Below are 23686 nucleotides of genomic sequence, written 5' to 3'. Positions count from 1 at the left end.
GACGGGATGACGACGGGTCGGGAGATCAGGACGACGCCAGGTCGGCGGCGCCGACGGTGGCGGCGGGAGCGAGTGCACGCAGTGCCGGCAGCACCTCGGCGGCGAGCCGGTCCAGCTGCCGGGCGGGTTCGAGGGAGCCGATGCGCAGGACCACGTGGCGGGCCCCCGCCGCCACGTAGTCGGCGAGCCACGCGACGCACTGCTCCGCGCTCCCCCAGCCGTAGGCCTGGATCGAGGCCATGGTCTCGAGGTCCCGGCCGTAGTAGGCGCGCAGGTAGCGATCCAGCTCGGTGCGCGCGGCGGCGGCGTCGGGGTTGACGCAGAGGGTTGCGTAGAGCGACGGCACCACGGCGTCTGCGGCACGGCCCCGAGCCGCCAACCGGTCGGCGAGGCCGGCCGCGGCGCTGTCGTAGTCCGCCGCGGTGGGCAGGAACGGTAGCCAGCCGTCGTAGCTCGCGGCGACGCGGTCCAGCACGGCCGGGGTGCCGCTCCCGGCGAGCCACACCGGCGGCCCGACGGAGCGGGGCGGCTGCGGCAGCCGGTCGATGCCGCCGACGGTGAAGAACCGTCCCTCGTGATCGGTGTCCTGTCCCGCCCAGGCGGCGCGCCAGAGCGCCACCGTCTCGTCGAGACGCCCGGCGCGGCGGTCGAAGGGAAGCCCCAGCGCGGCGAACTCCGCCTCGGTCTCGGGGATGGGGAACCCCGACCCCACGCCCGCCACGAGACGGTCGCCGCTGACGTGGGCCAGGCTGGCGAGCAGGTGAGCACCCACGGCCGGGTGACGCAGGATCGCCGTCCAGGCCGCGGTGCCGACTCCGATGCTGGTGGTGGCCGCCGCGGCCGCGGCGAGGACGAGCAACGGGTCCAGCCGCGGCCGGGCCAGGACGGAGTCGCCGGCCCAGACCGAGTCGAAGCCGAGCTCCTCGGCCCGTTGCGCGAAGCGGACCAGCGCCGGCCCGTCGAGACGGCCGGTCATCGCCTGCTCCCGGGTGGGGAGCAGCACGCCGACGCCGACGCCACCGGCCGCGGCCCTGGCTGAGCTGGTCATGCCGCACCCCCGGCGGTGAGCTGCGCGCGGACCTCGCGACGCAGCACTTTCCCTGACGGATTGCGTGGCAGCGCCTCGACCCAGGTGACCCCGGTGGGGATCTTGAACGACGCCAGCGAGGTGGCCAGGAACGTGGCGAGCTCGCGGGCCGTCGGCCGCTCGTCCCCGGCCGGGACGACGGCGGCGTGGACACGGTCGCCGAGTTCGGGGTCGGGCAGCGCGACGACGGCGACGTCGGCGATCGCCGGATGCTGCCGGAGCTCCCGCTCGACCTCGGCGGGATAGACGTTCTGACCGGCCACGATGATCGTGTCGGCGATGCGATCGCAGAGGTAGAGGTAGCCGTCGGCATCGAGGTAACCGGCGTCGCCCATGTGCAGCCACCCGTCGCGCAGCGTCTCCGCCGTCGCCTCCGGACGCCGCCAGTAGCCCAGCATTTTCGCCGGCGTCCAGACCCGCACCTGGCCGATCTCGCCGACCGGGAGCACGCGTCCGGTCACGTCGACGATCTGCACCTCGTTGCCCGGGCAGGCTCGACCGACCGACCGCAACCGCGGATTGCCGACCTCGTGCTCGGCCGGCGGCAGACAGACCGCGACGCTGCCGGCCTCGGTGCTGGAGTAGATCTGCACCAGCTCGCAGCCGAATCGTTCCCGGCAGCGGACGAGCAGATCCTCCGGCATCGGGGCAGCCCCGTAGGCGACCTTGCGGAGTGCGGCGAAGGTCTCCGGGCCAGCGCGCCGCTCGGCCAGGATCATGCCGAGCATCGCCGGTGCGGCGAAGGTGGTCGTCACCCCGTGCTCGGCCATCAGCCGGACCGCCAGCTGCGGTTCGAAGGCGCGCATCAGCACGCTGGTGGCACCGGCGACATACCCATGCATGAACCAGCCGATCCCCGCGATACCCAGTCCCGGCAGCGAGATGAGGTTGACGTCGTCGGCCAGCCAGTCGAGCCACGCCACGCCCTGCCGCGCCGAGGCGGCGGGCAGCGTGAAGAAGCTGCGGTGCGCCAGCACGACGCCCTTCGGCAGTCCGGTGGTGCCCGAGGTGTAGATCTGCACCACCGGGTCGTCCGGGCTCATTTGCGCCCCCGGAGGCGATGCAGCGGCGTCGGAGTCGGCGTCGGCGTCGGCGTCGGCGTACCAGGCGCGCAGCCCCGCGCCGTGGTCGTCTCTGTCGAGACCACCGTCGGCAGCATTCTCGACACCACCGTCGGCACCAGCGTCGACACCGCCGTCGGGGCGGTCGAGCGTCACCACCGGCACCGCGGCGGTGACGGCGGCGCGGAACTCGGACTCGGCGAAGACGAGCACCGCCCCGGAGTCCGAGAGCACGTGCGCGACCTCGGGTGCGGTCAGTCGCCAGTTCACCGGGACGAGGACGGCGCCCACCGCGGCGCAGGCCAGGATGGCCGTGTAATAGTGCTCGGACTCGCGAGCCAGGTAGGCGACGCGGTCACCGCCGCCGACGCCGTCGCGCCGGAGCGCGGCGGCGATCCGGCGGCTGCGCGCGTACACCTCGCCGAAGGTCACGACCCGGTCCTCGCAGACGATGGCCGGGTGGTCCCGTCGGTCGACGGCCCGCGCCGCCGCCGCGTGGGCGAGGGTCCAGTCCTGCTCGCAGCGGACGTCCGGGGCGAGGGTGTCGCCGGCCAGGTCCACAGTCCCGGCGCTCATCGCGCAGCCCCCGTCTCGGACGAGGCCGTCACGCCGGTGAGCGCCGTCGTCACGAAGCTCGTCATCGCGGTGATGGTGGGGTGGTCGAAGGCCAGCGACGCCGGCAGGCTCAGCCCGAGGGCACGGTCCAGGCCGGACTTGACCTCCATCGACATCAGCGAGTCCAGGCCGAAGGTGCGGACCTCCGCGTCCGGATCGAGGACGCTGCTGTCGTCCAGATGCAGGGCTTTGCCGACACCGTCGCGGACCATGCCGGCCACCCGGATCACGAGCTGGTCGTGCGGCAGTGCCAGCAGCTCCGAGAGGTCGACGCCCACCGCGGCGCGCGGCGCGGCGACGGCCCGGAAGAGTGGATGGTCCACGGCGGCCGCAGCCGAGACGCGGTCCCAGTCGAAACTGCCTACCACGTGCGCGCCGGAAGCGGTGAGCAGCTCCCGCAGCGCCCGCAGCCCCCGGTGCGGGGAGAAGAAGTTGATGCCGCCCCGGCCGATCTCGGCGGTGAGGCCGGCGTCGAGACGTGCCGACATCCCCAGCGACGCCCAGGCTCCCCAGCTCAGTGCCACACCCGGCAGCCCGGCCGCCGCCCGCCATTCGGCAAGGGCCTCGAGGTAGGTGCTGCCCGCGGCGTAGTGCGCCTGGGTGACGCCGCCGATCACGCCGGCGATCGAGGAGTAGAAGGCGAGGAACTCCAGCTCGGGCAGGTCACGGGTCGCCTCGTGCACCGCCCATGCCCCGAACATCTTCGGCGCCAGGTGCTCGGCGACGGCCGGCCAGTCGAGCTGCGCCACCAGATCCTTGCCGACCGCACCGGCGGCGTGGACGATGCCGGCGACGGGTGGGCCGTCCCCGGCCACGCCCGCCAGCAGCTGACCGACCGCCCCCGGCGCCCCGATGTCGGCGGCGACGATGCGGATGCGGGCCCGGTCCCGAAGTGACGCCAGCAGGCCCTCGACCTCGGCCGTGACCCGTCCGCTGCGGCTGACCAGGACGAGCTCACGCGCCCCGCAGGCGACGAGCTCCGCGGCCGAGGCGACGCCCAGCCCGCCGAGGCCGCCGAGGATCACGTAGCTCCGGTCGGCGCGCAGGCGGCGGGGGGTGACGCGACGGCCGGCGGTGGCGTCGGCCGGCAGCAGCCGGCGGACGAGCCGCCGCCCGTGCCGGTACGCGATGCGGTACTCCGCCGTCTCCGGGCGGGCGAGCTCCGCGGCAAGGGCGGCCGTCTCGACATCCGCCGCCGCGTCCAACTCCGCGTCCAGGTCCAGGAGCGTCGGCCGCAGCTGCGGCATCTCGTTGAGCAGGGTGCTGCCGAAGCCCCAGAGCGCGCTGGCGGCCAGGCCCGATCCGTTGCCGATCGGGTCGCCCTCGACCCGCTGCGCCCCGCGGGTGATCAGCCACAGCCGTACCCGACGCGACGCGAGAGCGGCGACGACGCCGAGCAGCTCGGCGATGTTGCGCTCCGCCTCGGCCCGCACGCCGGCCTCGGTGGGGGCCGCGGTGTCACCGTGCCAGGCCCAGCAGACATCGGTGACGCCGTCGTCCACGAGGCGAGCGATCTCCGCGCTGAGCTCCGTGGCGTCGGCGGCGATGCCACGACGGCTCACACGCAGCCCGGGCCGCTCGTCGAGACCGGGCGCGAGCCTGTCGGAGAGCAGCAGCACGTGCCGGACAGGGGCGACGCCGGCGGCCTCGTCGCTGTCGACCCAGTGCTGGCGGTGGACGAACCGCTCCCGGCCGGACGGATCGTCCGGCGCGGTGAGGGTGACGCCGTCCAGCGCGGCGACCGGACCGCGGTCGTCGGCGAGGGTGCAGGCGAACCGTCGCTGTCCGTCGACATCGGACGGCACCGGACGAGCGGTGAGGTGGAGCTCGGTACCGCGCGGCTTGCGCCACATCCGCAGCCGCTCCACGGCCGTGACGCGGCAGGCGGGGCCGTCCAACGAGGTCGCCCCCAGGGCGAGCAGCGCCGCCTCCACCGTGTCGACCGGCAGGTGCTCGTGCGGACGCGGCCGCCGCGCCGGCAGCTGAACCCGCACCACCCCGTCCGAGGCGATGGTGATCGACGTGGGCACCGGCAGGGGGGTGCCGTACTCCCGTCCCACCGCGGCGAGGTCGACTGCGAGGTCGGCACCCGCCACGGTGATGGACCCCGGGTCGGGCAGGGGCGTGTCCGGATCGCCGGCGGGCGGCATGGTGACGGCCGTCGTGGTGTCGAGGGTGGCGCTCAGGTGCAGCCGGCGCTCGTCGCCGACTGTCGAGAAGACCTCGATCCCGGTGTCGGTCAGCCGGGTGCACAGCTCGGCCGGGAGCGTGACCGCTTCGTGGACGACGAGGTCCTCGACGGTGGCGCCGGTGTGCCCGAGGCAGGCGTCCTGCGCGGCCAGCACCACCTCGAGCAGGGCCGTGAACGGCAGCTGCGACGTGGTCTCGTCGTCCTCGACGCCGCCACCGCGCAGCTCCTCGACCGGGGCGGCGGTGGCAGCGGAGGCAGCGCTCAGCGAGATCTCGAACTCGCCGAGCACGGGGGCGTCGGCCGTCACCGCCGCACCGAGCAGCGGATGCGCCCCCGGCACGGACTCGACGGGGCCGGAGCCGGTTGGCGTCGGCAACCAGAACCGGCTGCGCTGGAACGGGTAGGTGGGCAGCGTGACGTGCGAGGCCGGGTCGTCGGCGTGGACGCCGTCCCAGTCGACCCGGCCGCCGGCCTGGTAGAACTCGCCCAGGGCCCGCACCAGCGGCAGCGTGGAGTCGGCCTCCCGGCGACGCAGGCTCGTGATCCAGACGTGGTCCTCGGCGGGCACCGCCTGGCGGGCGAGCGCGGTGAGGGCGGACGAGGGCCCGATCTCGATCACGGCATGGCGGCCACGCCGCAACGCGGCCCGGGCGCCGTCCATGAAGAGCACCGGCGACCCGATGTGCCCTACCCAGTAGTCGGGGTCGGCCGCCTGCGCGGCCCGCAGCGCCGTACCGGTCACGTTCGAGATGAGCGACATCTCCGGCGCGCCGAACTCGACGTCGGCCAGCACCGCCCGGAACTCCTCGTAGACCTCGGCCATGAGGGGCGAGTGGAAGGCGTGCGACACCGCGAGCGCCTCCACGCGGTGACCATCGGCGCGCAGGGAGGCGGCGAGCTCGGCCAGCGCCCCGGCGGCACCCGAGACCACGGTCTGCCGGGGGGCGTTCACCGCGGCCACCGCGAGATCGGCGTGGCCCGCGAGCGCCTCCTCGATCTCCGCCGACGATGCGTTCACCGCGATCATCCCGCCCGGTGTCGTCACCGACTGCATGAGACGTCCCCGCGCGGCGACGACCCGCACCGCGTCGGGCAGCGAGAAGACCCCGGCCACGGTGGCGGCGGTGAGCTCACCGATGCTGTGGCCGGCGACGACGCTCGGCCGCACGCCCCACGAGGCCCAGAGCCGGGCCAGCGCCAGTTCGAGGACGAAGAGCGCGGGCTGGGTGTAGGCCGTCTCGTCGATCGCCTCGAGACCCTCGCCGTGCCCGAGGAGCAGGTCGCGCACCGAGCGCTCCAGGTGCGGCGCGAAGAGCGCCTCACACTCCTCGACGGTCTCCCGGAAGGCGCTGAACCGCTCGTAGGCAGCGGCACCCATCCCGGCGTACTGCGTCCCCTGGCCGCCGAAGAAGAAGGCGATCCGGCGCAGTCCCGAGGTACTCGCCGTCGGCAGCTCCGCCAGCGACCGGTCGAGCGCGCCGACGAGGCCGTCGCGGTCGACGGCGGTCAGGGCCACCCGGTGAGCGAAGTGCGCGCGTCCGGTGTTGGCGGCGGCGCAGACGGCCGGGACCTCCAGCTCCGGACGCTCGGTCACGTGGTCGCGGAGCTGCTCGAGCCGCGCGCGCAGGGCCGGGACGCTCCGTGCCGAGACGGCGAGGACGCCGGGGCGGGGATGTTGCGGGGCAGCGATGTCCCCGTCCAGCTGCCCGGCGGCCGTCGGCGACGGTTCCGGTGCCTGCTCGAGGACGGCTGCCCCGATGGCACCGGCGAATCCGAAGCTGTTCACCACGGCACGGCGGACCGGAGCGTCCCACGGGCGCGCCTCGGTGGGGATCTCGATCGGATAGCGATCCCACGGGATGCGGGCGGACGGCGTCGCCAGGTTGAGGTGCCGGAAGATCGTCCGCTCGCGGAGCTGCCCGATGACCTTGATCAGCCCGACCACGCCCGACGCGGGCTCCATGTGGCCGAGATTGGTCTTCACCGAGCCGACGATCAGCGGATCCTCGGCCGTGTGGGATGCGGCGAAGACGTCGTTGATGCCGCCGAGCTCGATCGGATCTCCCAGCGGGGTGCCGGTCCCGTGCGCCTCGACGTACTGGATGTCGCCGGCGGTCACACCGGCGGCGGCGAGCGCCCGCTGCATCACCAGGGTCTGCGCGTTGCCGTTCGGCACCGTGAGTCCCGCGCTCTCACCGTCCTGCCCGATGGCGGTGCCGCGGATGACTGCGAGCACCCGGTCGCCGTCGGCGACGGCCGACGAGAGCCGCTTCAACACCAGCATCCCGCAGCCCTCGGCGCGGACGTAACCGTCGGCCGCATCGTCGAAGGTCTTGCACAGCGCGTCCGGGGCCAGCATCTGCGCGTGGGAGAACATCACCGTGATGCGCGGATGGTGGATCGCGTTGACGCCGCCGCAGAGCGCGATGTCGGTCTCGCCGGCACGCAGGCCGCCGACGGCCATGTGCAGGGCCGTGAGGGAGGACGAGCAGGCGGTGTCGACGGTCGCGCTGGGTCCGCGCCAGCCGAGGAAGTAGGAGAGTCGCCCCGACATCGGGAACATGGTGATGCCGGCGGCGAGGTGCCCGTCGAGGTCGGGATAGTCCAGCCCGTCCAGCTCCAGGGCGTAGTCGATGGAGCTCGCACCGACGTAGACGCTGCCGTTCCCGCGCCGCAGCGGGGTCGGATCGATCCCGGCGTGCTCGAGTGCCTGCCACGCCGTCTCGAGCACCATGCGCTGCTGCGGGTCGATGTACTGGGCCTCCTTCGGCGAGATGTTGAAGAAGGCTGCGTCGAAGTCGTCGATGCGATCGAGGAAGCCGCCGCCGACGGTGGCGATCTTGCCGGCCTCGCCGGGCTGCGTCGGGGTGAAGGCGTCGACGTCCCAGCGATCGGTCGGGAGCGGGACGATGCCGGACCTGCCCGCTGCCAGGAAGGCGACGTAGTCGTCGAAGCTGTGGCAGCCGCCGGGGAAGCGCAGGCCGACGCCGACGACGGCGATCGGTTCTGCGTTCGGGTCGACGCTCGGATCGGTGGCAGCGTGGGCGGCGGTGCTCATCGCGTACCGACCAGACCGCTGATCACACCGTCGAGGTGCGCGACGAGGGCGTCGACGGTGGCGCAGTCGAAGAGCGTCGCCGCCTCGATGTCCAGATCGAGCTGCTGTTCCAGGCGCTGTCGCAGCTGGGCCAGCCGCGCCGACGTCAGCCCCAGCGCCGCGTACGTGACGTCGGTGGGGATCGGGTCGTCGGCGGCGGCCGCGGTGAGCGACCGAACCTGACGGACGATCAGATCCTCGAGGGCCTCGTAACGCGCGTAGCCGGCCTCGTGGGCGAGGTCGCGGGCGCTGAGGACGGGGACAGCTCGGGCATCGGCCATGGGGCGCACCTTCCGGACGGCGGCATCGGACGTTCCCAGGGCATCACCGCCCGCTGACCCGGTGCTGACTGCCGGATGACCTCGCCGTCGCCGGGGCGCGCGGGGATGCGGTACTGCGGGCCGCGGCCGGCAGGAGACGCCGCGGCGGCGGGCCGTCCGGGGAGCCAGCGGGCGGGCTCGCCCCGTCCCCGGGACTCCGCGGCGCGCGCCGACTGCCGGCTGTCACCGCGGCGGGTGGCCGGCTCGGCGGGCGAGGGCGGTCGGACGTCCTCCAGGCCGCTGCGATCCACGGCCGCCGCCCGCAGCACCGCTGTCCAGGCGGCCTCGCTGCCGTTGCCCAGCTGCTCGCGGACCCGCTCGTCCACCGCCTTCCACAGCCCCCGTGCGGTCCACTCGACGAAACGCCGGTGCGCCGTGGGTGAGGTGACGCCGAAGATGCCGGGCAGGGCACGCCAGGAACATCCGCTCGTCAGCACGAACGTGATGGCGGTGAAGACGGCTCGGTCGTCCGCCCGGGGCCGGCCGCCGCCCTGCGGCCGCGAACGACCCTTCGGCAGCAGGGGCTCCACGACATCCCACAGCTCGTCGGTCACCAGACGCTTGGCCAGGCCTTCACCGTTCACCCCGTACTCCCGTCTCTGCCGCGGAGCCACGCTGCGACCCGCCGCGCGACGACGCCGCGACGGTGATCGCCGGCAGCCGCGCATCCGGTGCAACGCGACGGGAGGAGGCGATCGGCCGAGGCCCTGCCGGATCACCGCACACGCTGCTGCCGTGAGGCTCGGCCCGAGACTAAGCGGGCGGCCAGAGGTTCGGAATAAGTCGACCTGCGACGGCGCGAAATATTACCTGGCAGGTCATGCAAGCCGGACCGGAGCGTGCCCGACGGCCCAATGATTACCACGCAGGTAATCGACTTCGGCAAACGCGCACGGCACTGTCGGTGTCGCACTCACACACTCGCATTTACCGCACCGAAGGGGAAATGACATGAGCGATCTCAAGTCCGTCGTCGACCGCTACGTCGACGTGTGGAACGAGACCGACGCCGGCGCCCGGCGCGCCAAGATCGACGAGCTCCTCGCCGAGGACGCCACCTACATCGACCCGCTGGCCTCGGTGGCCGGCCGCGACGGCTTCGACGCCGTCGTGGGTGGCGCCCAGGAGCAGTTCCAGGGGCTCACCTTCGTCGCTGGTCAGGTCTTCGACGCCCATCACAACGTCGTGCGCTTCACCTGGGACCTCGTCCCCGCGCCCGGCGCCGACCCGATCGTGATCGGCTTCGACGTTGCCACGGTGAACGACGCCGGTCAGATCACCGCCGTGACGGGCTTCATCGACAAGATGCCCGCGGCCGCCTGACGCGCCACACCCGTGAGGGCGGCCCGGCGCAGCCGGGGCGTCGCCAGCGCCGCCGTAGCACCTCGCTGCGGCGGCGCTTCACGTCCGGGCAGGAGCACCCCGCCCGAGCAGCGCCGATCTCCCCGTCGTCCGGCAGGACCCAGCAGCTCCGAGCAGCTCCGCGGGCCTCAGGCGGGGATGGAGGTGGCCTGACCGCGGCGGCCGTCGGCGAGGTCGCGCAGCATCGCTGCGCTGGCGTCATCGGCGGGGAAGAACGCCTCGATCGTCAACTCGTGGACGGTGATGTCGCGTGGCGTGCCGAAGGTCGTGATCGTGCTGAACAGCGACAGCACCTGATCACCGCGGCGCAGCCGCATCGGCACGACGACGTCGGTGGCGACGCCCCCAGACGCCGCCGAGTCGAGGTCACCGCCGGCGGGACAGCGCGGCGAGGCATAGCCCGGACCGTGCGTGGGATACGCCGCGAGCTCGCGGTAGAGGGCGTCCATGCTCTCGTCGCCGGGTGCCGTGCGCATCTGCCGGGCCAGCCTGGAGAGGACGTTCTCCCGCCATTGCGGCAGGTTGAGGACGTCCGGCGCCAGCCCGTCCGGGTGCAGGCTCAGTCGAAGCATGTTGCAGGGTGCGGCGCGCAGCGGCGCGGGGACATCCTCGAGGAGCGCGGAGAGCGCCTGGTTCGCCTCCACCAGATTCCACATCCGGTCGACGACCAGGGCGGGGAAGGGATCGTGGCCTTCGAGCACCTTGCTGATGGCGGTGCGGACGACGGCCATGGCCGGGTCGTCGAGAGCCTGCTCGGTGTAGTTCGGTGCGTAACCGGCGGCCAGCAGCATCTCGTTCTGACCGCGCAGCGAGACGTCCAGCGCGGAGGCCAGCCGCAGCACGAGGACGCGGCTCGGCCTGGCCCGGCCGTTTTCCACGAAGCTGAGATGGCGTGGCGAGATGTCCACGTCGCCGGCGAGCGCGGATTGCGTTACTCCGCGCCGAGCACGCCATTCTCGCAGAATATCTCCGAATAGATATTGTTGCTGCGTCGGCCGATTCATCAATTTCCCCGGAGCTATTGAGCGAACGATGACAGCGAATTGCAGAGCGAGCCGGACGGCCGAGCGCGTCGACCGGACGGATGCCACCGGCGACCCGCCGGCCGGCTCCGTCGATCCGGTGGCGCGCCGAGCTGCGATGGCACTCGTCGGCCATCATGATCGCCAACGATGGCAAAAGGTAGCAGCTCCGGACGGATGCGGGCGAACGTTGCTTCATGATTCATAACGCGTACTCCTGACGTCGCGAGGACGTCGGCGGCGGCGGGAGCTCGTGCAGCATCCGAACCGTGATCTCGTTGCTCGGCAGGAACGCGATGATGCGCAGCCCGCTGCCGTCGCCAGCCGGCAGGGCCGTGCCGGTCGCCAACAACGACAGCGTGTCGCCGCCGTACCGCAGGCGGAGCGGGATGCCGGTCGAATCGACGTCCGCACGACCCGTAACCGGAGCCGAGGGGCGGCCGGCCGCTGCCTCCGACGGTGCGGCGTCGACGGCCCGCAGCAGGTCCCGGAACGGCAGCGGGGTGCGCGCGTCCCGATCGCCACGGCCGGGGTCGCCGCCCGGTGGCCGCCCCGCCCGAACGCCCGACGCCTCACGCACAGCGGCCTCGACGAGGTTGGGACGCCAGGCGGCACGCCAGCCCTCGACCTCGACGACCCGTGAGCTGATCCCGTTCGGGTGCAGTGCCAGCCGGAGCAGGTTCGACTGCAGGGCGAGCCACCCGGCCGAGAGCCCCATCGTGAGAACGGCGAAGGCCGCACTGGTGGCCACGATGTTCCAGTCGGCGTCGACCGCGGCCGCCGGATAGGGACGCAGACCGGCCAAGATCAATCGGACCAGCTCACCGGTGCCCGACGCGAACATCGGATCGTCCTCGGGACGATGGAAGTAGACCGGCGTGGACCGCCGCCGAACCCGGTAACGCTCCCCCACCGGCGGACCCAGCGCCTTGACCGTCCGCAGGAAGGTGGTGGCCCCGGCCGGCAGGTCTGCCACCTCGACGTCGACGACCCAGGTGTCCCCGAGCCCCGGCTCCTCTCGGCGGTGTGGACCCGGCTCACCCGCCGGCGACGGCTTCACGGGCGACCCCCGTCCGGAGGAAGGCCAGGACATCGGCCGACAGCTGCGCCGCGTGGGTGGCGAAGAGACCGTGGGCTGCGTCGGGGTACACCAGCGTCTCGGCGCCGGGAAGCAGCTGCGCGGTGCGCTCGCCGCAGAGCGGCCACGGCGCACCCTGATCGGCGTCGCCGTGCACGATCAGGGTCGGGACGTCGACTTTGCGCGTCTCTGCGCGGAGGTCGGTGCTGAAGAGCGTGCGATAGATCTCCAGCGCCGCTCGGGCCGAGCAGTCCAGCGCCATCCGCACGACCCACTGCGCATAGTCGGGCGAGACGGCGTCGGCTCCGAAGAAGTGGGGCACCAGCTCGCTCACCCAACGCGGCCGGTCGGCGACCATGAGCTCGGCGATCTCGTCGAAGAGACCCGGCGGCAGGCCGTCCGGATTGTCGGCCGCCTGCATCATGAACGGCGTCGTCGATGCCACCAGCATCAGCTGGTCGACCCGGCCACTGCCGTGGCGAGCCAGGTAGCTGACCGCCTCACCCCCGCCGACGGCGTAGCCGAGCAGCGCCGCGTTGCGCAGGTCCAGCTGCTCCAGGACGTCGGCGAGGTCGTCGGCGAGTGTCTCGTAGTCGTAGCCGTCCCACGGCCGGTCCGAACGGCCGCAGCCCCGACGGTCGTAGGCAACCGCTCGGAACCCCTGCAGGGCGAGCCCGGTGGCGAGGTCCTCCCACATGCGGGAGTCCATCATCGCGGTGCCCAGCAGGATGACCGGGCGCCCCGCTCCCCAGTCCTCGTAGTGCAGCTCGACGCCGTGACGTGTCGTCAGCCTGCTCATCGTGATCTCCTCCCGGAGAGGTGTTCTGTCGTGACCCCGCGGCGGACGACGGTCCGCCGCGGGGCTCGTGGGCAGCGGGCCCGCTCAGCCGCGGGAGCGGGGCAGGAACTCCGCGATCACCGCGGCCAACACGGCGCAGCCGATGAGCGGCAGCAGGCCGATCTGGAAGGCGTGCGGGTAGTCGGTGGCGAGGTCGCCGGCGCCGAGGACCGGGTAGAAGACGGCCCCGGCGATCGTGACACCGATGGCTGCGCCGCCCTCCTGAGCGGTGTTGACCGCGCCGGAGGCCGAGGCCGCGTGCTCCGGATCGGTCCCGGAGAGCACGATGTTGGTCAGCGGTCCGGTCGTCATGCCCATGCCGAGGCCGGCGAGCACGAGGCCGGGGATGAGCCAGGTGACGGAGCCGTCGACACCGATGCGGGAGACGGTGAAGAGCACCAGGCCGTAGCCGAGGGCGACGGTCAGCGGTCCGAGCACGACCAGTTTGGTGCCGAGCCGCTGGGCCAGCGAGATGGAGGCCAGCGAGCTGCCGAAGTAGCCGGCGCCGGCAGCCATGAAGAGGCTTCCGGACTCCAGGGCCGACAGCCCCCGCCCCTGCTGGACGAAGAGCGCGAAGAGGAAGAAGAACGACCCCATCGCCAGGAAGTAGACGAAGGTCGCCGCCAGTCCGACGGAGAAGCTGCGGCTCCGGAACAGGGCCGGCGAGATGAGCGGGTGCCCGTCCTTGCGGTCCTTGCGCCGCAGGTGCAGGACCGTGACGTCGGCCAGGATGACTGCCAGGATCAGGCCGCCCCACGACCAGACCGGCCAACCCTGTTCGCGACCCTCCACCAGGCATCCGACGATCAGCGCCAGCACGGCCGTGACGAGCAGCGCGCCCACCACGTCCAGCTTGGCCTTGGGGTCTCGGGCGGGCTTCGGCAGCACCTTGGTCACGAGCGCCAGCGCGACAAGACCGATAGGGACGTTGATCAAGAACACCGAGCGCCAGTCACTGCCGGCGATGTCGGCGCTGATGAGGCCGCCGCCGATGATCTGACCGAAGACGCCGGCGAGGCCGAGGACCAGTCCGTAGACGGTGAAGGCTTTGGCGCGATGCACACCGGTGTAGGCGACGCTCACGATGCCGAGCACCTGCGGCACGAGGATCGCCGCGCCGATGCCCTGCACGATCCGGGCGATGACGAGGAACTCCGCCGTCGGCGCGAGCCCGCAGGCCAGTGACGCCGCAGTGAACAGCGCCAGGCCGATGGCGAAGAGACGTCGCCGGCCGAAGAGATCGCCCAACCGTCCACAGGCGATGAGCCCGGCGGTGAAGGCGACGCCGTACCCGGCGATCACCAGTTCGATCTCCGAACGGCTCGCGCCGAGGTCGCCCTGGATCGACGGGACGGCGACATTGACGATGAAGTAGTCGAGGACGGTGACGAAGCTGCCGACCAGCACGAGCGCGAGCGCGCCCCACCGGACCACGGCGGGTGGGTCAGCCGGACCGGCCGGGACCGGCGTGGCGGTGACCGGTCCCGCCTCCATCTCTAGGGACATGACGTGCCTTTCTCTGGTGGGGTTGCCCGCGGGGTGACGGGCGTGGGAGGACGGGCTACCAACGCACCGGCAGCTCTTCGACGCCGAAGAAGACGGTGCCGGTCCGGAACAGCGGTTCCGGGTCGGCGACGGCCAGGCAGAGGGTGGGGAAGCGCTCGAACAGCGACCGCAGGGCGAGCTCCTGTTCGAGGCGGGCGAGCGGTGCCCCCTGACAGAAGTGGGGGCCCCGGCCCCACTGCAGGTGCCGGCCCGAGTCCCGGTCCAGGCGGAGGCGATCGGGGTCGGCGAAGACGGCAGCGTCGTGATTGGCCGAGGGGATCGAGATGACGACCGCATCGCCGGCCGACATCGACACGCCGCCCAGCTCGAGGTCGACGGTGACCTGGCGCAGGATGGCGTCCTGCGAGATCGACCAGAACCGCATCGCCTCCTCGACGTAGGTCGGGATCAGCTCACCGTCGTCGGCCAGGACCCGGCGGCGGAGGTCGTCGTCGAGCAGCAGGCTCAGCACGTCCAGGGCGAGCTGGTTCGTCGTCGTCTCGTGTCCGGCGACGAGCACCAGTCGGGCGATGCCGACGAGCTCGTCGGCCGTCACCTCGCCGGTCGCCAGATAGGTCCGGGCTGCCCGGCTGAGCAGGTCGTCGCCGGGTTCGGCGAGCTTGGCGTGGACCAGGCCGAGGAGGTAGTCGTTCATCTTCAGATAGGCAGCCAGGCTCGCCTGCGGGTCGTCCTGCCCGAGGATCGTGCGGGTGAGTCGGACGAAGTCGACGGTGTCGTCGGCCGGGACCCCCAGGACGTCAGCGATGATCGTCGTCGGCAGCCGGCGGGTGAAGAGCTCCTGGAGATCGGCTTCGCGCGGCTGCTCGGCCAGCTCGTCCAGCAGTTCGTCGACGCGAGCCTGCACGCTGGGCCGCACGGCACGCACCCGGCGTGCGGTGAACTCGGTGGCGATCATGCCTCGCAGCCGCTGGTGCTCGGGGTCGTCCATGCGCAGGAACGAGCTGGGACGGTCGCCCGGTGGCAGCTGGATGCGGACCGGTGCGCCGGGGCGGAGTTCGTCAGCACTGAACCGCGGATCGCTGAGAGCTGTCGACACGTCCTCGTAGGAGGTGACGAGCCAGGCCCGGCGCGACTCCGTGGCAATTCCGGGGAGCCGGACCGGGCAGGCGGCGCCGGCACGCAACTGGTCCAGCAATTCCGGTGGCCGGCCGTCCGGGGTTCGGACGAACGGCCACTCCAGGACAGTCTCGGCGGCGTCGAGCAGGCTGGCGGACATCGGACTTCCTCTCGGTCGGCGGAACGCGGGGGTGAGCAGGCGCGAGCGGCGGGTCAGCTCTCGGGCAGGCCCAGGCTGCGGGCCGTCCAGCGCGTCGCATGGACGAAGAAGGCGCCGGGATCCTCGGCAATGCCGGCCACGTGACCGTGCACCTCGAAGCCGAGCATCCCGTGCAGCTGAGTCCAGGCGACGACCATGCCGATCACGACGTCGCGAGGCAGCCCGGAGAGCAGCCCGGCCGACAAGGTGTCGATGGTGCCGCCGAGCTCGGCCGATTCCTCGACCTGGACCGGCCGGTCGGCGAGGGTTCCGTCCGCGACGGCGTCACGCAGGACGGTCGTGAGGGCGACGACGGTGCGGGCGCCGGCGGCCATCGTCTCCTCCGGGGCCACGAAGCCGGGGACCGGCGGGCCCCAGATCAGGCTGTAGTCCGCCGGCCGCGCCAGCGCCCACTCGCGGACGCCGAGGCAGATCGCCGACCAGCGCTGCGCCGGGGCGAGGTGGGACGACGCGGCAGCCGCCGCCTCGGCGGCGTCGCTCATGTCGTGATAGGCGCGCAGCACGAGCGCCCCGAGCAGGGCATCGGAGTCCGGGAAGGAGGCGGCGACGGACTCGGCGTCCAGACCGGCCAGTCCGGCCACCCGCTCGGGTGAGAGATCGAGGGCGAAGCGCGTGGTCAACAGCGACCGGAGCGTCTCGTCGAGGTCGTCGAGGGTGGCGCCGCGGTCGGGCCGGGTGCTCGTCGTCATGCCGTTCACCCTGGGTGAGCGACGGCGGCGGGTCGATTACCTACGGAGTAAAAATCGGGGCGATCTCGACGGGGCCGGTCAGGCACGTGGCAGGAGGGCAACACGCGAAAGCGGCGGGGACCGGGGGCTCAGACACCGGTCCCCGCCGCGATCGTTGTCGGACGGACGTTGCGGAGAGGGCAGGATTCGAACCTGCGTGAGTCCAGAAGAACTCCTCTTCACCCAAGGGTGCAGATCCCGCTAGGCCACTACGGGGACCTCTCCATGCGATGTTCAGTTGTCGATCTGGTGTTTCTCGCCGCTCTCGCTTGGCGATGAACAGAGCTTGCGCCGCCGTCCTGACCGGCCCCTGACATCGCCCTGACACCGGCCCGGACCGGGTCCCGACGACGCCGTGAACGCTCGGCGACAGCGCTCCGAATGTCCTTGATGCCCCGTAGGCTGCCTTCGTCTGCTTCTCGCGGCCCCGTCGCGGGCAGCCCCAGGGAGGTTCCGTGGCCGTCAAGACCACATCCGTCGGTTCAGAGTCCGACTACGAGTTCGGCGACCTGTTGCGCGAGTGGCGTGAGAACCGCAAGCTCTCGCAGCTGGACCTCGCCAGCCGCACGGAGGTCTCGACGCGGCATCTGAGCTTCATCGAGACCGGGCGGTCGACACCGAGCCGCAGCCTGGTGCTCCGCCTGGCCGCTCAGCTCGACGTCCCGCTCCGCGCCCGGAACCGCCTGCTCTTCGCCGCCGGCTTCGCGCCGATGTACTCCGAGACCTCGCTGGAGCAGCCCCGGCTGAGCATGGTGCGCGAGGCAGTGGGCAAGGTGCTGGCCGGTCACGACCCGTACCCGGCTCTGGTGGTGGACCGCTCCTGGAACCTGATCATGGCGAACTCCAGCGCGCAGATGCTCCTGGCGGGCGCGCCGCCGGAGTTGCTGGAGCCGCCGGTGAACGTGCTGCGCTTCAGCCTCCACCCCCAGGGCCTCGCCCCCCGCATCCGCAACCTGCCCGAGTGGCGGGCGCACATCCTGGAGCGGCTGGAGTTCCAGATCCGCGAGACCGCCGACCCCGGCCTGATCACGCTGCACGACGAGCTGCTCGCCCTCAGCGGCTCCGGTGCCGACGAGACGGACGAGGAGATCGAGACCGCCGACGTGGTGGTGCCGCTGCGCCTGGCGATGGGGGACGACGAGCTGTCGCTCTTCAGCACCGTGACGACCTTCGGCACCCCACGGGACGTCACCGTCCAGGAGCTCTCCATCGAGAGCTTCTTCCCTGCCGATGCCGAGACCGCGCGGATCCTGCAGCAGCGCGCCGGCTGAGGGGCGAGGCGAGCCTTCCTGTCCCTGATCCCTGGTTGCGCCAGCGACCGTCGTTGGAGTGACCGGCAAACCAGGTAGCCACCCCGGCGTCAATGAGCCGCAACGCCACCAGTGCCACGCGAGGGGTCTAGGCCCTCCGCTCGCGCAAGGCGTCAAGCACGTAGTCCAAGACCACATCGGAATCTCGGTCAGGATTGTCCAGCACTCGATCCAGCCCGCGCTCCGATACGCCACGCCTCACGGTGAGTCGAACGAGTTCGTCGCTGGGTAGCTCCGCCAGAGCGGCGCGCGCCTCAGCGCGCGCGGAGCTGCTTTCGGGATACGAAACGAACCGTTCGAGAATACGATCCACTTGAGCCGTGTGGGCCAGCAATGCCAGCCAAGTGGCCGTCAAGCCCACTACCGTGGCAACGGCAAGAATGATCACCGATACGCCGAAACCCGCACTGGGCGTGATCGCCGCGACCGCTCCGATCGACAGCAACGCTCCCACGATAAAGATTCCGGCATTGCCTCTGACGATCGAGATCATAGCGCCCCGTCTCCCCGGTCCCGGTGTTGCCATTACTGACCCTCAGTAGAAGTTCACGCCGGCGCTGACGGCCGTAATGATAATGATGAGGGAGAACACGTTGGCCACGATCAGCCCCTGTTTGCGGCGCAACTTGCCCGTAATCGGATCGGTACCCACCCAGCGGATGTACACAGGCAAGACGCCAAGGCCGAGGACAGCGCACCCGAGCAAGACCCCGGTCTGATATCCAGTCAGTTGTCCGTCTGAATCGGGCAACTTCAATGCGAAGACGCCGAACGCAACCAGAACGTTCGTCGTCCAGTCTGACCATAACCCGATGTCATCCCACTCGAGAGGACGCGGAGCGGCGCCGGGCGAGTCCCGCCGCGAAGCCACCTTCAAGAGGAGTTGGATGACGGAGGCTCCTAAGAGCACGGACAGACTGACGAGTATCGCGACCAGCACCTTCAAGTCTGAACCCTTTGCAGCGACCCGGGTCGTTCGGCCGTACGCCGCTCGACATGAAAGCCGAATTCTTCCACTTTTCGGTCACCTCGCACCGGTCCGCAGCCCCTCGTTCGCCCGAGTCCGGGAACGACGGCGCGGAGACGTCAGAAGATCCGTGGTGTCGGAACCGGTCCGTCGCACGCAACTAGGGCGTGTCTGACGATTCTCGCTCGTCGCGAGCGGCGGTCGGGTGCGCGCGATGTAAGGCGGAGGAGGACGGTCGTAGCCTGCTACGGCCGACGACGACAACGCGGCAGCGTGCGTGCCCGGGCGTCGCGCAGCAGAGCACGGATTGTCAGACACGCCCTAGCACTCGGCCGAAGCGGCCCACGAAAGACAGCGGCCCGCGGCCCGAACACTGCCGGCAGGACCGGCATCCGGCGTGCCGGAGGAAGCTCGCCTCAAAACTTGTGGAGCTGAGGGGAGTCGAACCCCTGACCCCCTCGATGCGAACGAGGTGCGCTACCAGACTGCGCCACAGCCCCTGACCAGCTCGCGACCGTGCCGCGAACCGCAGTCAACACTAGCAGCCACGCACGATCGCCTTGCTGCAACCTCGGTCGATCACGGAGTGGCTGCGCCCTGCTCCCGCTCGAAACGGCTCGGCACGGGAAAGTAGCGCTCCAGCCAGCTGGCGGCGAAGGCCTGCTGCTCCGGGGTGACAGCGTCGTCGTCGTTGAGGCAGAAGACGTCCCGGTCACGTCGACGGGCCAGTCGCTTCAGCTCGGCCGTCGCGCCGGGCCGGTGCAGCTCGACGTAGCTGTAGCCGATGCGGCCGGGGACAGCGCGGCCGGTGAGGTAGGCGTAGTAGTGGTGCAGCCACGAGTTCGGCTCGATGTCCGTGGCCGAGCGGAACTGGTTGCCGATGGTGATGCGGAACTGCTCGGCGTACCGCTCCTCCAGCTCCCGCATCACCGAGCGCTGCTGCGGCACCGGGGAGTGATAGAAGATGTTGGTCGGCGCTCGTCCGAAGTCCCGGTGCAGCAGGTCGGCGACGTTGCGGCGAGCCGCCTCGAAGGACCGCGAACCGCCGTCGTCGGCGAAGCCCAGGCTCAGCCGGGAGAGGAAGAACCGGGAGAGGCCGTTCGCCTCGAAGAAGAGGTGGGGCGTGACCTCGCGGCCGAAGAAGACGTCGTCGTTGAGATAGAGGTAGTGCTCGGCAAGCCCGTCGATGTGGTGCAGCCGAGCGCCGATGGCGTGCGAGTTGAAGGTGGGCAACCTCCCTTCGTCGCCGAAGATGTCGCGGTGGTCGACGAGGGTGAGACCGGGGGCCTCGACGTCCAGCCAGGACGGCACCTGCCCGTCGGTGACGAGGAAGACTCGCCGCACCCACGGGGCGTACTGCCCGAGCGAGCGCAGCGCGTACCTCAGCTCGCCGCCGTCGCGGAAGCGGGCGGCCGTGTCGGCGTCCGCCTCGGGCGCGCCAGTGCCGAGCGCAGCCGCCTTGCGCGCCTGCCAGGCCGGGTCGGCGCCGTCGACCCAGAGGTAGACCGCGTCCACGGGGAAGGTCACGTCGAAGACGTGCGGCGCAGTGAAGACCTCGAGCGTGGCGACCGCGGCGTCGTCGACCGTGATCGTCGCCGGTTGCCGTCGCGAGGCGGCGACGGTGGCGGCGCGCGCGTTCGGCGTGGGGGCGAGCAGCCGCTGCTGCTCGTCCGTCCGCCATCGCTCGACGCGACACGCCCACTCCGAGGCGAGCACCTGCCCACCGGGTCGCGGGGCGACCGGCCGGAAGACGTCGACATCGTCCTGGGCGCGGAGCGCGGCGACGAGCTCGGGGACGACGGTAGCGGCGCTCCAGCGGGTGTAGGTGTTCCGGGTGCGGGCGCCCACGCCGCCGTAGACCGGCTCGCGGCGACCCAGCTCGACCAGTCCGGTGACGAAGTGCTGCCACTGCGCGTCGGCGACGCCGACACGGAAGGTGAGGCGCTCCGGCTCGGGGACGAGGAAGTACGGCACGCCCGCCGCGTCGCAGGCCCGGACCACGAGGTCCAGGTTGGCCCGGGCCGCCGATCGACCGGTGGCGGCGGGATCGATCTCGACGACGGTCAGGCGCTTGTGGTGCCAGGTCAGGGTGCGCCGGGGCGTCCCGCCCTGGACGCGGAAGGGCAACCGCCGACGCAGCCACGCCCGCTCCAGCCGGTCCAGGACAGCCGCCCCCGGCCGGCCGGCCAGGCGCGCGGCGGGCGTCAGGCGAGGCAGCTGCGGCCAGGTCTCACGGACGTCGTCGACCGAACCGGCAGAGCGACTGACCGTCTTGCGTTCGACTGGTGTCCCGACCACCGGGTGAGACTAGCTACCTGACAGCGTCAGCTGGCGCGCCGCTGCAGCGCCGGTGCGGCGTCCTCGCTGTAGAGACCGGTGAGGTCGATGGTGTCCATGCTGTGCAGCTCGATGTCGTCGTCGTCGATGCGGACCACGGTGGCCGGCGCCTCGTCGAAGCGGGCGACCTGCTCGGTCGCGTCGTAACCGGCGGGCCGGCGCGACGCGGCGCGCTGCTGGCGGTTCTCGCGACGCGAGCGGTCGCGCAGCGCCTGATTCCGCAGGAACATCAGGTAACCGGCGAAGCCGACCAGGAACGGCAGCGCGAGCAGCCACATCAGTCCGCCGATCGCCAGCGCGGCGATCACGAAGACGAGACTGCCGCCGGCGAGGGTGGTCAGCGAGCGACGGCGTCGGGCCAGCATCGCGGCACGGGCCTCGGAGAGTTCCGAGCGGTCGGGTGGGTACATCAACGCCTCCTGGGCGGCGGGCACGGGCCGGCGTGCCGCGGCGACGGGCTGCGGGGACCTGGCGGCTGAGGGGGTGGCGGCGCCGGCGGCGACGGGCTCGCGGACCGGCTGCGACCGGCGGGTGACGAAGACGTCGGGGTTCTCCACCGGGCGACCGCCGGCGGCGGCCCGACGGCCCAGCGCGCGCATGCCCTGACCCCACTCGGCCACGGAGCGGTCACGCTTCATCTCGTCGTTGCGGCGAAAGATCATGGGGATGACCACGATCGACCAGAGGACGACGAGGATGACCACGGTCATCATCGGCGATGGCACATCGCACCTCCAGTTTCAGCAGTCACACCAGTAACACCGGCCAGACCCAAAGTTAGTGAGCCCGGGCGGTCCCGGCCCGTACGTCAGACGGCGTGTCGTCCAAAACCCTCAGGTTGAGGTTGAGAAAGGTCTTTCAGTCGGTGCGGCTGACCGCGCGCCAGGTCGGTACCGGCGGCAACCTGGGCAGCCGGGAGAGCATGCTCGCGCCTCTCAGCTCCTCGACGGTGATGGCGAAGGCGGCGTGGTCACGCCAGGCGCCGTCGATGTCGAGGAAGCGCTCGTAGTAGCCCTCCCGGCGCAGTCCGAGCTTCTCCACGACCCGCAGGCTCGCCTTGTTCTCGGGACGGATGTCGATCTCGACGCGGTGCATGCCGACGTGGGCGAAGCAGTGGTCTATGACGAGCGCCACCGCGGTGGGGGTGACATTGCGCCCCGCGACGGCCGAGTCCACCCAGTACCCGATGGTGCACGAGCGCAGCGCCCCGTGGACCACGTTCGAGACGTTCACCTGCCCGACGAGGCGACCGCCGTAGAGGACGACGAACGGCAGCATCATCCCGCGCCGTGCCGCCACCTTCAGCGACGAGTGCAGGCTCGGCCAGGCCCCGACGGCGTTGCGGTCCTGCCAGGCGTGCGGCGAGCTCGGCTCCCACGGCGCGAGCCACTGCTCGTTGCGCAGCCGGACCTCGCTCCACATCCGCGCGTCGCGCAGGCGGGGCGGGCGCAGCTCGACGGGCCCCGCGGCCGGCCGCGCGGGCCAGCCGGGAGTTCGGGGAGCCACCCGTCCTTCCTAGTGCACGCGGCGGCAGTGTGCGCGACGGGTCGCGTCTACGCGGTCGGTCACCGGTTGGCCAACAGCAGCGGGATGACCGTCACCTGCTGCCCGGCGCGGAGCTCGGTGACCTCCTCCTCCAGCACGACCAGGCAGTTGGAGAGCGCCAGCGACGCGAGCAGGTGCGACCCCGGCCCGCCGACGAAGGAGACGCTGTACCCGCCGGCCGACTCGCGGTGCAACACCCCGCGCCGGTACTGCCGCACCCCGTGCGGACTGGTGGCGCCCTCGAGCGCGGTGGCCTTGACGGTGGCGCGTTGCAGGCTGCGCTTGCCGAGCAGCTTGCGGATCGCCGGCCGGACGAAAGCCTCGAACGAGACCAGGCTGCTCACCGGGTTGCCGGGGAGGCAGAAGATCGGCACCTTGTCGCCGAGATGGCCGAAACCCTGCGGCTTGCCGGGCTGCATCGCCACCTTGGTGAACTCGACGGTGCCGATCTCGCTGAGCGCCTCCTTCACCACGTCGTAGGCGCCCATGCTGACGCCGCCGGTGGTGACGAGGATGTCGGCGCGCAGCAGCTGGTTCTCCAGCGCGTCGAGCAGCGCCGAGTGGTCGTCGGGGACGATGCCGATGCGCCGCGCGTCGGCGCCGGCGTCCCGGGCCGCCGCGGCGATCATGTAGCTGTTGGAGTCGATGACCTCGCCGAAGGAGGGCCGGCGTCCCACCTCGATGAGCTCGCTACCGGTGGAGAGGATCGTCACCCGCGGCCGCGGCCGGACGATCACCCGATCCCGGCCGAGGGCTGCGAGCAGGGCCAGCTGCTGCGGCCCCAGCGCGGCACCGGCCCCGAGGGCGGGGGCGTCGGCGGCGAGATCCTCCCCGGCGCGGCGGACGAACTCGCCGGTGCGTACCGGACGGTGGACGGCGACCCGGGCCAGGCCTCGGTCGGTGTCCTCCAGCGGGATGACGGCGTCGGCGCCGGCCGGCAGCGGCGCGCCGGTCATGATCCGCATGGCCAGACCGGGACCCATCCCCGAGCGCGCCTTCGCGCCGGCAGCGACATCGCCGACGACCTGCAGGACGGTCGGGTCCACGGGGTTGCTGTCACGGGTGTCGATGGCGCGGACCGCGTAGCCGTCCATGGCGGAGTTGTCGAAGCTGGGCAGCGGGAAGTCGGAGCTGACGTTCTCGGCCAGCAGCAGCCCCTGCGCGTCGAGCAGCGTCAGCTCGATGGGATCCATCGAGCCGATACCGTCCAAGACGATCGCCAGGTGCTCGTCCACCGTGCGCAGTCGGTCCCCGGCCACGCCTCACACCCCTTGCTGGTCGCCGCT

General features: G+C 71.7%; 19 protein-coding genes and 2 tRNA genes. 2 read left to right on the top strand and 19 right to left on the bottom strand.

Features of this window, described 5'->3' with window-relative positions:
- Window positions 1-25: 25 nt before the first annotated feature.
- Genes AC0NZQ_RS07120 through AC0NZQ_RS07100 form a run of 5 tightly spaced genes read right to left on the bottom strand, consistent with a single transcriptional unit; the run spans window position 26 to window position 9039 of the window.
- Window positions 26-1048, bottom strand: coding sequence for an LLM class flavin-dependent oxidoreductase (locus AC0NZQ_RS07120; protein ID WP_474528988.1), 1023 nt, complete (start codon window positions 1046-1048; stop codon window positions 26-28).
- Complete coding sequence (locus AC0NZQ_RS07115) at window positions 1045-2724, bottom strand: long-chain-fatty-acid--CoA ligase (protein WP_474528987.1); 1680 nt, start codon at window positions 2722-2724, stop codon at window positions 1045-1047. The genes AC0NZQ_RS07120 and AC0NZQ_RS07115 overlap by 4 nt, the downstream gene beginning before the upstream one ends.
- Window positions 2721-8012: a type I polyketide synthase gene (locus AC0NZQ_RS07110; RefSeq protein WP_474528986.1), complete on the bottom strand. Its 5292-nt coding sequence runs from the start codon at window positions 8010-8012 to the stop codon at window positions 2721-2723. The genes AC0NZQ_RS07115 and AC0NZQ_RS07110 overlap by 4 nt, the downstream gene beginning before the upstream one ends.
- Window positions 8009-8332 carry an acyl carrier protein gene (locus tag AC0NZQ_RS07105; RefSeq protein ID WP_474528984.1) on the bottom strand — a complete coding sequence of 108 codons (324 nt, stop codon included), beginning with the start codon at window positions 8330-8332 and terminating at the stop codon, window positions 8009-8011. Before AC0NZQ_RS07105 ends, AC0NZQ_RS07110 begins: the two co-directional genes overlap by 4 nt.
- Complete coding sequence (locus tag AC0NZQ_RS07100) at window positions 8242-9039, bottom strand: transposase (RefSeq protein WP_474528982.1); 798 nt, start codon at window positions 9037-9039, stop codon at window positions 8242-8244. Before AC0NZQ_RS07100 ends, AC0NZQ_RS07105 begins: the two co-directional genes overlap by 91 nt.
- Window positions 9040-9322: 283 nt before the next feature.
- Between AC0NZQ_RS07100 and AC0NZQ_RS07095 the strand changes: the two genes are divergently transcribed.
- Window positions 9323-9694 (top strand): nuclear transport factor 2 family protein, encoded by a 372-nt coding sequence (locus tag AC0NZQ_RS07095; protein ID WP_474528981.1) that lies wholly within the window; start codon window positions 9323-9325, stop codon window positions 9692-9694.
- Between the two features lie 167 nt (window positions 9695-9861).
- Here the strand turns inward: AC0NZQ_RS07095 and AC0NZQ_RS07090 are convergent, their stop codons facing one another.
- From AC0NZQ_RS07090 to AC0NZQ_RS07060, 7 genes are all read right to left on the bottom strand, one after another.
- Entirely contained in the window at window positions 9862-10737 is an 876-nt protein-coding gene (locus AC0NZQ_RS07090) for a helix-turn-helix domain-containing protein (protein WP_474528980.1), read from the bottom strand.
- A 220-nt stretch (window positions 10738-10957) separates the two neighbouring features.
- Window positions 10958-11815, bottom strand: coding sequence for an MmyB family transcriptional regulator (locus AC0NZQ_RS07085; RefSeq protein WP_474528979.1), 858 nt, complete (start codon window positions 11813-11815; stop codon window positions 10958-10960).
- The gene (locus AC0NZQ_RS07080) at window positions 11793-12632 is read right to left on the bottom strand and encodes an alpha/beta fold hydrolase (protein WP_474528978.1); all 840 of its coding nucleotides are present in this window, start codon (window positions 12630-12632) and stop codon (window positions 11793-11795) included. Before AC0NZQ_RS07080 ends, AC0NZQ_RS07085 begins: the two co-directional genes overlap by 23 nt.
- An 84-nt stretch (window positions 12633-12716) precedes the next feature.
- Window positions 12717-14177: an MFS transporter gene (locus AC0NZQ_RS07075; protein ID WP_474528977.1), complete on the bottom strand. Its 1461-nt coding sequence runs from the start codon at window positions 14175-14177 to the stop codon at window positions 12717-12719.
- 55 nt (window positions 14178-14232) lie between these two features.
- Window positions 14233-15453 (bottom strand): cytochrome P450, encoded by a 1221-nt coding sequence (locus AC0NZQ_RS07070; protein WP_474528976.1) that lies wholly within the window; start codon window positions 15451-15453, stop codon window positions 14233-14235.
- Window positions 15454-15506: 53 nt separating this feature from the next.
- Window positions 15507-16202 carry a TetR-like C-terminal domain-containing protein gene (locus tag AC0NZQ_RS07065; protein ID WP_474528975.1) on the bottom strand — a complete coding sequence of 232 codons (696 nt, stop codon included), beginning with the start codon at window positions 16200-16202 and terminating at the stop codon, window positions 15507-15509.
- A gap of 171 nt (window positions 16203-16373) precedes the next feature.
- A tRNA-Pro gene (locus AC0NZQ_RS07060) sits at window positions 16374-16466 on the bottom strand.
- 230 nt (window positions 16467-16696) lie between these two features.
- Here AC0NZQ_RS07060 and AC0NZQ_RS07055 point away from each other — a divergent pair.
- A complete protein-coding gene (locus AC0NZQ_RS07055; protein WP_474528974.1) occupies window positions 16697-17512 on the top strand; it encodes a helix-turn-helix domain-containing protein in 816 nt (271 codons plus the stop codon).
- A 127-nt stretch (window positions 17513-17639) separates the two neighbouring features.
- On the opposite strand, the gene AC0NZQ_RS07050 is transcribed toward AC0NZQ_RS07055, so the two are convergent.
- The 7 genes from AC0NZQ_RS07050 to glp form a co-directional block, all read right to left on the bottom strand.
- Entirely contained in the window at window positions 17640-18044 is a 405-nt protein-coding gene (locus tag AC0NZQ_RS07050; protein ID WP_474528973.1) for a hypothetical protein, read from the bottom strand.
- A 42-nt stretch (window positions 18045-18086) separates the two neighbouring features.
- The gene (locus AC0NZQ_RS07045) at window positions 18087-18497 is read right to left on the bottom strand and encodes a hypothetical protein (protein ID WP_474528972.1); all 411 of its coding nucleotides are present in this window, start codon (window positions 18495-18497) and stop codon (window positions 18087-18089) included.
- A gap of 447 nt (window positions 18498-18944) precedes the next feature.
- Window positions 18945-19018: transfer RNA gene (locus tag AC0NZQ_RS07040), tRNA-Ala, on the bottom strand.
- A gap of 79 nt (window positions 19019-19097) precedes the next feature.
- Entirely contained in the window at window positions 19098-20816 is a 1719-nt protein-coding gene (locus tag AC0NZQ_RS07035; RefSeq protein ID WP_474528971.1) for a stealth family protein, read from the bottom strand.
- 26 nt (window positions 20817-20842) lie between these two features.
- A complete protein-coding gene (gene sepX, locus AC0NZQ_RS07030; protein WP_474528970.1) occupies window positions 20843-21580 on the bottom strand; it encodes a divisome protein SepX/GlpR in 738 nt (245 codons plus the stop codon).
- A gap of 133 nt (window positions 21581-21713) precedes the next feature.
- The gene (locus AC0NZQ_RS07025; RefSeq protein ID WP_474528969.1) at window positions 21714-22361 is read right to left on the bottom strand and encodes a GNAT family N-acetyltransferase; all 648 of its coding nucleotides are present in this window, start codon (window positions 22359-22361) and stop codon (window positions 21714-21716) included.
- Between the two features lie 59 nt (window positions 22362-22420).
- Window positions 22421-23659, bottom strand: coding sequence for a molybdotransferase-like divisome protein Glp (gene glp / locus AC0NZQ_RS07020; protein WP_474528968.1), 1239 nt, complete (start codon window positions 23657-23659; stop codon window positions 22421-22423).
- Between the last annotated feature and the right edge of the window lie 27 nt (window positions 23660-23686).

It is taken from the genome of Jatrophihabitans sp. sgz311053, assembly GCF_056135305.1.
This window is presented reverse-complemented; position numbering and strand designations above follow the sequence as displayed.

Bases quoted from the DNA above. Each gene is read 5' to 3' on its own strand.
- AC0NZQ_RS07100 (WP_474528982.1), bottom strand. From the start codon at position 9,039: ATGCGCGGCTGCCGGCGATCACCGTCGCGGCGTCGTCGCGCGGCGGGT.
- AC0NZQ_RS07120 (WP_474528988.1), bottom strand. From the start codon at position 1,048: ATGACCAGCTCAGCCAGGGCCGCGGCCGGTGGCGTCGGCGTCGGCGTG.
- AC0NZQ_RS07115 (WP_474528987.1), bottom strand. From the start codon at position 2,724: ATGAGCGCCGGGACTGTGGACCTGGCCGGCGACACCCTCGCCCCGGAC.
- AC0NZQ_RS07110 (WP_474528986.1), bottom strand. From the start codon at position 8,012: ATGAGCACCGCCGCCCACGCTGCCACCGATCCGAGCGTCGACCCGAAC.
- AC0NZQ_RS07070 (WP_474528976.1), bottom strand. From the start codon at position 15,453: ATGTCCGCCAGCCTGCTCGACGCCGCCGAGACTGTCCTGGAGTGGCCG.
- AC0NZQ_RS07090 (WP_474528980.1), bottom strand. From the start codon at position 10,737: ATGAATCGGCCGACGCAGCAACAATATCTATTCGGAGATATTCTGCGA.
- AC0NZQ_RS07080 (WP_474528978.1), bottom strand. From the start codon at position 12,632: ATGAGCAGGCTGACGACACGTCACGGCGTCGAGCTGCACTACGAGGAC.
- AC0NZQ_RS07050 (WP_474528973.1), bottom strand. From the start codon at position 18,044: ATGATCTCGATCGTCAGAGGCAATGCCGGAATCTTTATCGTGGGAGCG.
- AC0NZQ_RS07105 (WP_474528984.1), bottom strand. From the start codon at position 8,332: ATGGCCGATGCCCGAGCTGTCCCCGTCCTCAGCGCCCGCGACCTCGCC.
- AC0NZQ_RS07075 (WP_474528977.1), bottom strand. From the start codon at position 14,177: ATGTCCCTAGAGATGGAGGCGGGACCGGTCACCGCCACGCCGGTCCCG.
- AC0NZQ_RS07065 (WP_474528975.1), bottom strand. From the start codon at position 16,202: ATGACGACGAGCACCCGGCCCGACCGCGGCGCCACCCTCGACGACCTC.
- AC0NZQ_RS07095 (WP_474528981.1), top strand. From the start codon at position 9,323: ATGAGCGATCTCAAGTCCGTCGTCGACCGCTACGTCGACGTGTGGAAC.